The organism is Nocardia glycosmidis, assembly GCF_052545115.1.
Genome location: NZ_JBQWRH010000019.1, coordinates 70,607 through 82,267 on the forward strand (window position 1 = coordinate 70,607; position 11,661 = coordinate 82,267).

Here is an 11,661-nt window from a genome sequence, read left to right on the forward strand (position 1 = left end):
CCGGCAGCGACCCCGGCCCGCAGGCATCCGCGGTTCAGACGCGGCCCGCCGGACGATCGGTCGGGCGGGCCGCCGCCAGGTGGCCTCGAGTCGCCGCTCACCACCCTGTGCCCGGTCAGGCCTCGAGCAACGCGGTCATCAGGGTAATCAGATCCTGGTGCAACGTCGCGCGAACCCGCAGACGGCGAGTCTGTACGATGTCGGCGGCCATGCCAAGGGCGGACCGCACACGGGCACGAGCCTCGGAGTTGCCCAGCTCGGGACGCACTTCACGGAGGACCGAGACCCACTGGTCCACGTGACCGCGGTAACTCAGCACCAGGTCCTCGCGCTCCGCCGGGCTCAGCATCACCACCTCTTCATCGAAGATGCCGAACGCGCGCCCGTGTGGCCCCAGCGCGAGGCTGACGTACAACTCGAGGAGGCCTGCCAGCTCGGACTCTGGAGATCCCAGTCCCGCCAGGTGGTGGACCATCATGTAGTTGAGACCCGTAATGCTGCGGCGCAGGATTACCGCCAGGAGGGCCCCTTTGCTGTCGAAGTACTGGTAGATGGTGGCGAGCGCGGCGTCGGAGTTGGCCGCGATGTCCTCCATGCTCACGTCAGCGAACCCGCGGTCGGCGAAGAGCTGGGTGGCCGCCTCGATGATCTGCTCCCGTCGCCCGCGACCACGGAAGGTCGGTACTTCCGTGGTTGTGCCGCCTTCGGCCAGCGGCACCTGTACCACTGCGGCGGCGAACCGGCGGAGCAGCACGGCCGGTGCCTCGTGACCGTTCGAGCTGGTCGAGGAGCGCAGGCCGCGAGAGTGCGCGAACACCGAGAGCACTGCCCAAGCGAGGAGTTCGACGTCGGCGGCAGAAGCGTTCGGGCGCAGGCCGGCAACCACGGAGGCGACACCCGCCTCGAGCTGACGCGCCCTCGCCCGGTATGCGGTCGCGTCGTGATCGGCGAGGTTGCGGCGTTCCCACCGCCAGAGCATCGCCTCGTCGCGCGCCAGCACCAGCCGGGCCAGCTCCTCGGTCATCTTGTCGAACCGCTCCTGCGGGGAGCCGTCGACGTTCGCGGCCACTTCGACGACGTCGGCGGTCACCGAGATCTGCTCGAGCACAACCCGGGCCAGGATGTCCTGCTTGCTGCGAAAGTGGCGGTACAGCGCAGGTCCTCGAATACCGACTCGCTGAGCGATGTCCTCCATGCTCACCCGGTGGTAGCCCCGCTCCTGAAACAGCTGGCCGGCCGCCTCCACGAGCTGGAGCTTGCGGGCGGACTCCCTGCGGGGGGCAGGTGGCGGCCCCCCCGCCTGGTCAGCTTGTTCAACGGTTCCGACCACGCCGCCTGGTGCGTCGCTCACGCTTATGCCTCACATCGGTCATTGCCCCCGGACCTTCCGGGCCCACGACGGGCCGCGCGGGGTGCACGGAGGACTGATCAGTCCTGGAATTCCTCATTCTACTCTTCTATCTGACCCAGATCGTGTTTCCCACGCGGTTCTCGCCAAAATAGTTATTCCCAGTTATGTTCAATAACGCATCGAGTTGAGAAGGGCGGCCATGGGGCACTACAAGAGCAACCTGCGGGACGTGACGTTCAACCTGTTCGAGCTGCTCGGCCCTGGTTCAGGGTACGGCGCATCGCCTTTCGAGGAGTACGACCGTCCCACGGTCAGCAGCATGCTGACCGAGGTCGAGCGACTGGCACGCGAGAATCTGTCCTCGTCGTTCGTCGAGGGCGACCGCACGCCGCCTACCTTCGACCCGAGCACGCATTCGGTGACCATGCCCCCCGGATTCGCCGCCGACTACCAGCGATGGATGGACTCCGACTGGTGGCAACTTCAGGTGCCGGCCGAGCTGGGTGGCCAGGCCGCCCCGGCAACCCTCATCTGGGCCACCGCGGAGTTCGTGCTCGGCGCCAACCCTGCGTTGTGGGTCTACGCCAGCACCCCGACCGTCGCCCGCGTGATCGCCGGAAATGGTACCGAGCGGGATCAGAGCATTGCCCGGATTCTGCTGGAGCGACGCTGGACCGGAACCATGGTGCTGACCGAGGCCGAGGCAGGGTCGGACGTGGGTGCGGCGCAGACCAATGCCGTTCTCAACCCTGACGGTACCTGGGACCTCGAGGGCACCAAGCGGTTCATCACAGCCGGTGACCACGACATGTCCGAGAACATCCTGCACCTCGTCCTGGCGCGGCCGGTCGGTGTGGAGGGTCTCGGGGGCCCCGGCACCAAGGGACTGAGCCTGTTTCTCGTGCCCAAGTACGACTTCGATCCCGTCACCGGAGAGTTGACCGGCCGCCGTAACGGGGTGCGCGTGACCGGCCTGGAGCACAAAATGGGGTTGCACGCCTCGGCCACCTGCGAGCTCAGCCTGGGTGGCGACGAACCGGCGCGTGGCTGGCTTCTCGGCGAAGTGCATCAGGGCATGGCCCAGATGTTCGACGTCATCGAATATGCCCGGATGATGGTCGGCGCAAAGGCCGTGGCCACCCTGTCGACCGGGTACCTCAACGCCTTGGAGTACGCCCGGACCCGGGTCCAGGGCCCCGACCTCACCCAGTCCCGCGACGCGACCGCTCCCAAGGTGAACATCGTCCAGCACCCCGATGTGCGCCGCTCACTGCTGACCCAGAAGGCTTACGCGGAAGGCCTGCGCTCGCTGCTGCTGTGGACCGCATCCTGGCGGGACCGGGCGGCCCGGAAGTGGTATGCCGGCGACGACGCAAAGATGGAGTCCGGGGTAAACGACCTGCTGCTACCTGTCGTCAAGGGCTACGGCTCGGAACGCTCGTGGGTGCTGCTGGGCACCGAGAGTCTGCAAACCCTCGGCGGATCCGGCTACCTGGTCGACCATCCACTGGAGCAGTACGTACGTGACGGCAAGATCGACACCCTGTACGAGGGCACCACCGCGATCCAGGGACAGGACCTCTTCTTCCGCAAGATCGCCCGCGACTCCGGACGCACCTTGCAGGTTGTGCTCGACGAGGTGCGCGCCGCCCTCACCGACGTCGATCCGCGGCTCGCCGCCGAGCACGTGGCGTTGAAATCCTCGGTCGAGGACCTCGAGGCAGTGGTCGACCGACTGCTGAAGCAGGCGGCGGCTGCCGCGGGCGCCAACGGCCGCACGATCTACGACGTTGGCCTCAACGCCAGCCGCCTGCTCACCATGCTCGGTGACCTACTAGTGGCCTGGCTACTGGTCCGCAGCGCCTCGATCGCCCTGATCGCCCTGGACAGCCAGCCGTCCGAGACCGACCGGCACTTCTACACAGGCAAGATTGCCGCCGCTCGCCACTTCTGTCGACTGATACTGCCGCACGTATCCGCCGAACGGCGCATCTGCGAGTCCACCGATCTCACCATCATGGACCTGAACCCCGCCGCCTTCTGACCACACTGGAGCCTTTTCCCGACCCCGGCAGGAGCTGCCATGACATCCACGACAACGGGTCCAACCGCCGTCCCGGCGGATTCGGACCCGGTCTCCTCGAAGGCCACCGAACAGGCGCACCACACCGACCTGACCACAGACGAGCACGGCGGCATCGACCTGCAGGTGCTCGACCAGCAAGTCCTTGCCGCCTTCGACCTGCCGGCGAACGCACTGGCACGGCGCGAACTGCTGGGCGGCGGGCTCTCCCAGACCACCATCCGCTACCGATTCACCCCGACGTCGCCGCTCACCTCTTCGGTGATCGTGCGGATCCCGCCGGTGCACGGACCGCTGGCACCGTACAGCCCCGAGGGCGAGGCCGCCCTGATGCGCTGGCTCGGCGGCCACGGCGTAGCCGTGCCTACGGTGCTGCACAGCAGCCCGGCCGATGGCCCGCTGGGACGGGCGTTCCTGATCTCCGAAGAGGTGACCGGCGACGTCGTGCGAGACGGAGCCCTCGGCTACACCGACGAGGACAAGCGGGCGCTGGCCCAAGCCTACACCACTGCGCTGGTCGGATTTCACGGCCTGTCCGAGACACCGCGGTCCGCCGAGGTGCTCGGCTGGGCCCCACGCAAGGACCCCGAAGGCGTGATCGACCGGTGGACCCGAAGCCTCACCGAGACCGAGCTGACGCTCCCGGACTTCCACCGGTTCCTCACCGACTGGCTGGTGGCCCGGATGCCGACCGCCGGTGGCGTCACCATCGTCCACGGCGACTACCGGCTCGGCAACGTGTTGTGGCACCGGCCCGGCGAGATGGCGGCCATCCTCGACTGGGAGGAGGCCGGCGAGGGCGACCCGTACTTCGACCTCGGCTGGACACTGATGGGCACCGACGCGCCCGGGGACTCGATGATGGGCGTGCTCAGCCGACGCGACTTCCTGGCGCTCTACGAGAAACTGAGCGGCACCGAGATCGACCGTGAGCGGCTGCTGTGGTGGGAGGTCGCGGCCGGCTGGTCACGGCTGTGTATGGAAGCCAAGGCAATCGCCTTGATCGGCGAAGGTCACTACTTCGACCTGCGCCCGCTGCTCTCCACCTACCTGAACCGTCGGCTCTCGATCAACCTGTTGGAGAAGATCCAGCGCCACGAGGGCACCCGAATCGGATCGGAGCACCTGTGATGGACTACCTGACCCACGCCAACGCGCTGGAGGCGATCGTTCGCACCATCGAGCAGGAGGTGATCGGACGAATCGACGACGCCTACGCCCGCAGCCAGCTGTGGTCGTCCAGCGGCATTCTGGCCAACATCGCCCGCGAGCTGACCGAGGCCGCTGAGGCAACCGGATCCGGTGCCGCTCTCCTGCCGTGCGGACACACCTCCCACGACACCGACGCCCCGGACTCCGCTGACTTCGCCACTTGCTCCACCACCCTGCTCGAGAAGGTCCGCACCGACGTGGCCGCCCAGCGCTCGCTGCATTACCGCAAGGCGACCACCGGCGCGCGATGCCCCGGTTCCGGTACCCACGAACCGGATCGAGGAGATTGAGGAGATAGCAATGCGCGTCCACGAACTGTTGGACCACTGGGCCGATCGGTGCCCGAACGAGATCTACGTCAGCGACGACCGGCGGAGTCTCACATGGGACGAGATGCGTCGATGGACCCACCGAATCGGCAACTGGCTGGCTGGCACCCTGCAGCCCGGTGATCGGTTCTGCCTGCTGGATCGGAACTCACTCGAGATGGTCGCGGTGTACTTCGGGGCGTCGCGCGCCGGCGTCGTGCCCGTGCCGCTCAACTTTCGCTTGGCCCCACGCGAGTGGAAGTACATCGTCGAGGACGCGCGGTGCGCACTTGCGGTGGTGCACGACGACTACGCGGAAGCCCTGGCGTCGGTCCTGCCGGACATCGCGACGTCGGTCATGCAGCACGGCTACGCATCCGCCCTGGGATTCGAACCAGCGGTGTGTGCCTTCCCAGACGAAACGGTCGATCGAGACGTCCCCACGGACGCTGTATACCACCAGATGTACACCAGCGGTACCACCGGAAAGCCCAAGGGCGCGATGGTGACGCACCGAGCGACCTGTATGAATGCCCTGCAGATCCAGCAGGCCCTGAGGTCGGTACGCAAGGCGACGTTGTGCGTCATGCCCATGTTCCACGCCGGTGCGGCCCTGCAGATCCTCGCGTACACGTCAGGCGGGTGCTCGATCCACGTCGTTCGCGACTTCGACCAGGCCGATGTGCTTCAGACGATGTCGGAGCGCCGCATTGCGCTCCTCACGCTTGCCCCGGCGATGATCCAGGGCATGATTTCCGCCCCGCTCGCCGCAGAGCTCGATTTCTCGTCGTTGGACCTAATAGTGTACGGCTCTGCACCCATGGCGACGGAGCTGGTCAAGCGCGCGATCGACGTCTTCGGCTGTGACTTCGCACAGGCGTACGGAATGACCGAAACCTGCGCGGTGGCAACCATTCTCTTACCCGAAGACCACCACACCTCGCTCTCGGACAGACCGGAGATCCTGGCCTCGGCCGGTCGTCCCGTTCTCGGCACCTCCGTCAAGATCGCGGGGCGAGACGGGCAGGATCTTCCCGTCGGCTCCGTGGGAGAGGTCCTGGTCCGGGGTCCGCAACTGATGGAGGGCTACTGGGGACTTCCCGACGCCACCCGCGACACCCTCGCCGACGGTTGGTTGCACACCGGCGATGCCGGCTACCTCGACGCCGAGGGCTACCTGTTCATCTCGGATCGGGTGAAGGACATGATCATCTCAGGCGGTGAGAACATCTACCCGCGCGAGATCGAGGAGGTCTTGTTCGAGATGCCCGAGGTGGCCGACGCCGCGGTCATCGGGGTGCCCAGCGAGCGGTGGGGCGAGAGCCCGATTGCGATCGTCGTCCCCGCACCCGGCGCGTCACCGACCGAGAAATCGATCATCGATCACTGCCGCGCCCACCTCGCACGATTCAAATGCCCTGTTGCGGTGACGTTCACCGACGAACTCCCCCGGAGCGCGGTCGGAAAGGTCCTCAAACGTGACCTACGCGAACCGTACTGGCAGGACCTGGCGCGACGCATCAACTGACTTATCCAGCCAGCGGCGGCAGCGAGGGATGACCGAGCGGTACGCTGCAGCGATGATCTATCACGACAGTCTCGGGCTGTTCGGCTGAGTTCGTTCTGCCCCACCGGACGGTGGAGCAGAACACCGGCCGGGCGACGAGATGCGCAACCCGCCACCGGTCGATTGCGTCGGAGGTCAGGATCGGAGCGAGTGCAGCGGCGGCTCATCACGCCACTGAGGCACGCGACCCTCGACGAACGAGCGAACCCCCTCATCGAAGTCGGGGCGATCCATCAGGTCCAACTGCCCACCGACTTCCCTCTCGAACGACGCCGGAAGTGCGGTCAGCGATACCTCGTTGACCACCGAAAGAGCTTGCGCGAGAGCAACAGCCGGACCTCGAGCCAATCGACTGGCCACAGTGGCCACTTCCTTGTCGAAGTCGGGTACCGGTCGAACTCGATCGGTCAGGCCGCAGTCGACCAACGCCTGGGCATCGAGTTCTTCGTCGAGCAGTACCATCCGCTGCGCACGGGCGCGGCCGACACTCGCGGCGAGGAGCGCAGCGGCTCCACCGTCCGGCATGAGTCCGACACCCGAGAATCCCAGACGAAAGCGGGTTCGAGCCGATACCAGCAATAGGTCGCATGCCAGGGCAAGCGACACCCCGACCCCGATCGCCGTGCCGTCAACGGCCGCGAGCACCGGCCGAGGCAGCTCGACCAGGCGTGTCACCAGACCGTTCACCTCATGCAGCAGCGCCTCGGAGCCGGTGCGGTCCAGCCGTTCCCGGTTGCCCAGGTCGGCGCCGGTGCAGAACACGCCCGGGGTGCCGGTCAGCACGACTACGCGCACCGAGGGATCGCCCATCGCAGCGTCCACCCGGTGGTTGAGCTCGGCGACCACCTCCGGGGTGAGCGCGTTCCCGCGCCGCGGTCGGTCGAGCCGCAGCGTGAGTACTCCGTCAGCCTCCCCCACCAGCACCTCGGCAGAGCCGCTCACGACGCCCCATCCTCGTCCGGATCGCCGGTCACCAGCCAACGGATCCCACCCTCGGCGATGAAGTAGCTTTCGTCGGCAGCGAGCGCCTCGCGGACCGATGGTTCTAGCATTGCCTCGACCAGTTGCTCGGCATCGTCGCGCGTTGCCAACGTGATGTGGGTGATAGCACTGACCCTCCCCTCGACCCGATCGCCCCGCCCCTCGGCCAGTCGACGGGCCAGCGTCTCGTCCAGTCGGTGGTGCCGCACGTAGCCAACTGGACGTGCCTTCACCAATCGTCCCACCAGCTGGATGTGCCGCTCCTCGTAGTAGCGCCGGAACTCCGCGTCGGTAAGGTCGTCGCGTTTGGCCAGCAGCATTGTCAGGGTGATCACAACGTCGCCTCAGCCAAGAATGCGGCAATCTCGTCGATGGCAGCACGCCCTGCCGGAAGGAAGGATTCGAAGAGCGGCCAGGCATGCGGCACGTCGTCGTAGACATGCAGCCGAGCGGCCACCCGGGCCTCGGTGAGCCTGTCGGCCACCCGGACCGAGTCGTCGAGCAGCACCTCGGCGCTGCTGGCTTGGACCAGCAGCGGAGGAAGCCCGCGCAGGTCGGCGTTCAGCACGGTGGCCTCCGGGTGCGCCCGGTCGACGCCGCACAGGTAGATCGCCACAATGGTCCGCAGGCCTTGGCGGTCGACGGCGAGGTCACGCTCGGCGTTGGTCACCATGCTTTCGCCGCTGCCGGCGAGGTCGAGCAGCGGGGACACGAGGACCGCCCGGGTGGGCAGGCTCCCCCCCGCGTCGCGGCGGCGCATCAGCGCGATCAGGGTGAGCGCGCCGCCGGCAGAGTCGCCACCGACGGCGACGTCCTCGACCGGACCGCACTGCCCGTCCAGGACCGCGTCGAGGGCCGCTGCGGCATCGTCGACCGCGCCGGGGAAGGTGTGTTCGGGTGCGCGGCGGTAATCCGGAAGGAGCACCGTGCGTCCCGTGGCCGCGGAAAGGGACGCAGCCAGGCTGCGATGGCCGCAGGCGCTACCCAGTATGTAGCCGCCACTGTGGAACCAGACCAAGACCTTGGTGGGCGAGGCCCCAGGGGCTGTGACTCGAAGGCAGGGAACTTTCCCCACGGCGACCTCGTCGACCACGGCAGGGTCGACCGGGAACTGCGCCAGCATTCTCTCGAATCGCTCGCGGGTGGCCTCGATCGTCTGTTCGTGCTGGGCCCCGAACACCCCTTCGTAGAGTGCGTTTGCACGAGCGATCTGGTCGCAGGACGAGCTCTGCCCGTGATCCGACCCGGTCACGCTCACGGGTCGTGCAGTGTGCGGCATGCCACGAGAGGCTAGCACCAGACAACCCTGAAGTACAGACCGAAAGCAGAATACGTAATAACGTCTATGGCTGTTTACGTCAATGGATTCGGATGTTGACGAACGAGTGCATCGAAATTACAGTTCACATACTCGGAGAGTTGATGTGATGGACAGCACACTGCTGCCCGCGCCTCGCAGTGCCAGGCCAGCTTTGCCTTGCTCGCACCGGCACCCGCCGTAGTCATCAGGAGGACATCGTGTATCCCGGCCCCCGAGCGAAGGACTATCCCGACCGTGTCGCCCTGGTCATGGCGGACACAGGTGAGTCCCTCACTTTCCGTCAGTTCGAGGAGCATGCCAACCAGATGGCCCACTTCATCCGCGACGCCGGCGTCGGGCAGGGTGAGCGGATCGCGGTGATGTTCGAGAACTCGCTGGGTTCCGTGGTGGTGCAGGGCGCCGGCGAGCGCACCGGCGTGTACTACACCCTGATCAACTACCACTCGACCGCTGACGAGGCGGCGTACATCATCGCCGACTCCGACTCGAAGGTCGTGGTGGTGTCCGCTCACGTCGCCGACGTGGCCCGGCAACTGCCCGCGATGTGCCCGAACGTGGAGCGGTGGCTGATGTGGGACAAGCCTGACGACGTCATGGAGTTCGAAGACTACGAGGCAGTGGTCGGTGCATACCCGACAACACCGGTCGAGAACGAGAAGCTGGGAATGGCCCTGTTGTACTCGTCGGGTACCACCGGTCAACCGAAGGGCGTGCTGCGACCGCAGGTGGACATCGACCCGAGCGACCCCTTGCCGATCTTCCAGCTGGTACCGAAGGTGTACCGCACCCGCCCGGACATGGTCTTCCTGCAACCGGCGCCGCTGTACCACTCCGGCCCGCAGTCCTCCACTGCCGAGTCGCTGCGCTGCGGCGGCACCTGCGTCATCATGTCCCGCTTCGACGCGGAGAACTTCCTGCACCTGGTGGACAAGTACAAGGTGACCCACTCGCTGGTGGTACCGACCATGATGTCGCGGATCCTGCAATTGCCCGACGAGGTGCGCTTGAACTACGACGTCTCGTCAATCGAGGCAATCACCCACGGGGCTGCCCCGTGCCCACCCTCGGTCAAGCGCGGCATGATCGACTGGCTGGGCCCGATCATCTACGAGTACTACGGCTCGACCGAGGCCAACGGCAGCGTCATCTGCGACTCCGAGGAGTGGCTGGCGCACCCCGGAACCGTCGGTAAGCCCCTAGCCGGAGAGCTGCTGATTCTGGACCCGTTCGGCAAGGACGTACCTGCCGGCGAGACCGGGCAGGTCTGGATCAAGGGGGTCACAAACTTCGTCTATCTCAATGACCCGGAAAAGACCGCCGAGGCGCAAAGCGCCGACGGATCGATGAGCACCACCGGAGACATCGGCTATGTGGACGCAGACGGCTACCTGTTCCTGACCGACCGGGTTGGCTTCACAGTGATCTCCGGCGGAGTGAACATCTACCCTCGCGAAATCGAGGACGTAGTGGTCGAGCACCCTGCGGTGGCCGACGCCGCCGTGGTCGGGGTTCCCGACGACGACCTCGGTGAGGTGGTCAAGGCGGTGGTCGAGCTGCTTCCCGGCCACGACGCCGAGGGTATCGAGGCCGACATTCTGGAGTTCTGCAAGCCGCGGCTGGCCAAGTACAAGTGGCCTCGTTCGATCGAGGTGACCTCCGCACTGCCGCGCAACACCAACGGCAAGCTCATGAAGCGGGAGATCCGTGACATGTGCCTGAATGCCGCCCGTTCGTGACCCTGGAGGAAAACGCAGATGTCCCGTAGCTACGGTGATTTCTCCCGCCCGGCCTACCGTGATCCGCGGTGGATGGAGACCCACTGGTTCTCCGCAACGACCGAGAGCAACATCCGACTGCATTTCTGGACCGGGTTCCGGTTGAATACCGGTGTCGCGACCACCAAGGTCTACGCATTCTCCCGGATGTGCGACTCCGTGTTGGACATGGAGATGTGCGACATGCAGTACAACAGCCCGATCGGCAACGCCCGGCTGGCCGACTTCACTTTGGACAGCGGGGTGAGGGTCACCGGACGTGCGCCGCACAACTATGATCTGACGTACCGCTCACACTGTCGACGCATGCAGGCAGACCTGCACTTCGAGGCGCTGATGCCGCCGGCAGATCTGGAGTTCACCAAGGTGGCCGACGGCCCTGAGGGGTTCGTCGCATTCCACCGAACCCCAGGCCAGGACGCCCCGGCCAACCGCACCGGGACCGAACCGTACGGGCACATCGACCAGACCATGCGGGTGACCGGGACCGTGGTTATCGACGGCACCGAACACCTGGTGGATTGCATCAGCAACCGCGATCACTCGTGGAGTCCCCGGGCCGAAGTCGGCCACACGATCGGCACCTTCGACCTGATCCACTTCGGGGAGGAGCTGACCCTGCTCACCCACACCGGTGAGCGACTGGACGGTACCCCGGATGTGTCCCACGGCTACGTGCTGCGTGCGGGTCGACCGCTGCGGCTGACCAAGGCCGGGGTCAGCTACGTCCGCGACGGACTGCGGATCACCGGTCTGCGCTACGACGTGGTCGACGAGGAGGGCACCTCTTACGCGATCACCGGCACCGCCCGGGCCTCCGCAGAGATCGACGGCGGACAGAACATCTTCCTGGTGATGGGCCTGTTCGACTGCGAGTGGGAGGGCCGCAGCGGCTACGGCGAGGTGCAGTGGCACGACTACATCTCCCGCCTCCAGGGCGTTCGCGCTGCGGAGCGATCCTCTGCCTCCTGACCCGCTGCGGCGCACCGTCCTCCACCGTGTGCCGCAGCCCAACCACCGGCCCGACCGACACGATCGGTCGGGCCAGTGGTGTCTCCGGGAA

Annotated in this window: 10 protein-coding genes; 6 read left to right on the top strand and 4 right to left on the bottom strand. The window is 66.4% G+C overall.

The annotated features are described in order from the left end of the window. Positions 1–115: 115 nt before the first annotated feature. Positions 116–1,351: a TetR/AcrR family transcriptional regulator gene (locus ACT86A_RS22340; RefSeq protein WP_445094140.1), complete on the bottom strand. Its 1,236-nt coding sequence runs from the start codon at positions 1,349–1,351 to the stop codon at positions 116–118. Between the two features lie 199 nt (positions 1,352–1,550). Between ACT86A_RS22340 and ACT86A_RS22345 the strand changes: the two genes are divergently transcribed. The 4 genes from ACT86A_RS22345 to ACT86A_RS22360 are packed head-to-tail and all read left to right on the top strand — an operon-like array spanning position 1,551 to position 6,482. Beyond that, positions 1,551–3,395, top strand: coding sequence for an acyl-CoA dehydrogenase family protein (locus ACT86A_RS22345; protein ID WP_445094141.1), 1,845 nt, complete (start codon positions 1,551–1,553; stop codon positions 3,393–3,395). Between the two features lie 39 nt (positions 3,396–3,434). Then, positions 3,435–4,565: a phosphotransferase family protein gene (locus tag ACT86A_RS22350; RefSeq protein WP_445094142.1), complete on the top strand. Its 1,131-nt coding sequence runs from the start codon at positions 3,435–3,437 to the stop codon at positions 4,563–4,565. Then, positions 4,565–4,936: a hypothetical protein gene (locus tag ACT86A_RS22355; RefSeq protein ID WP_445094143.1), complete on the top strand. Its 372-nt coding sequence runs from the start codon at positions 4,565–4,567 to the stop codon at positions 4,934–4,936. The genes ACT86A_RS22350 and ACT86A_RS22355 overlap by 1 nt, the downstream gene beginning before the upstream one ends. Before the next feature lie 10 nt (positions 4,937–4,946). After that, complete coding sequence (locus ACT86A_RS22360; protein WP_445094144.1) at positions 4,947–6,482, top strand: long-chain-fatty-acid--CoA ligase; 1,536 nt, start codon at positions 4,947–4,949, stop codon at positions 6,480–6,482. A 174-nt stretch (positions 6,483–6,656) separates the two neighbouring features. Here the strand turns inward: ACT86A_RS22360 and ACT86A_RS22365 are convergent, their stop codons facing one another. From ACT86A_RS22365 to ACT86A_RS22375, 3 genes are read right to left on the bottom strand one after another with little or no spacing between them, the layout of a single operon-like run. Next, positions 6,657–7,463 (bottom strand): enoyl-CoA hydratase-related protein, encoded by an 807-nt coding sequence (locus tag ACT86A_RS22365; RefSeq protein ID WP_445094145.1) that lies wholly within the window; start codon positions 7,461–7,463, stop codon positions 6,657–6,659. Continuing rightward, positions 7,460–7,837 carry an EthD domain-containing protein gene (locus ACT86A_RS22370; RefSeq protein WP_445094146.1) on the bottom strand — a complete coding sequence of 126 codons (378 nt, stop codon included), beginning with the start codon at positions 7,835–7,837 and terminating at the stop codon, positions 7,460–7,462. Before ACT86A_RS22370 ends, ACT86A_RS22365 begins: the two co-directional genes overlap by 4 nt. After that, positions 7,834–8,781: an alpha/beta hydrolase fold domain-containing protein gene (locus ACT86A_RS22375; protein ID WP_445094147.1), complete on the bottom strand. Its 948-nt coding sequence runs from the start codon at positions 8,779–8,781 to the stop codon at positions 7,834–7,836. The genes ACT86A_RS22370 and ACT86A_RS22375 overlap by 4 nt, the downstream gene beginning before the upstream one ends. A 239-nt stretch (positions 8,782–9,020) precedes the next feature. Between ACT86A_RS22375 and ACT86A_RS22380 the strand changes: the two genes are divergently transcribed. Further along, complete coding sequence (locus tag ACT86A_RS22380; RefSeq protein WP_445094148.1) at positions 9,021–10,559, top strand: AMP-binding protein; 1,539 nt, start codon at positions 9,021–9,023, stop codon at positions 10,557–10,559. An 18-nt stretch (positions 10,560–10,577) separates the two neighbouring features. Then, a complete protein-coding gene (locus tag ACT86A_RS22385) occupies positions 10,578–11,570 on the top strand; it encodes a DUF7064 domain-containing protein (RefSeq protein ID WP_445094149.1) in 993 nt (330 codons plus the stop codon). Positions 11,571–11,661 lie beyond the last annotated feature (91 nt).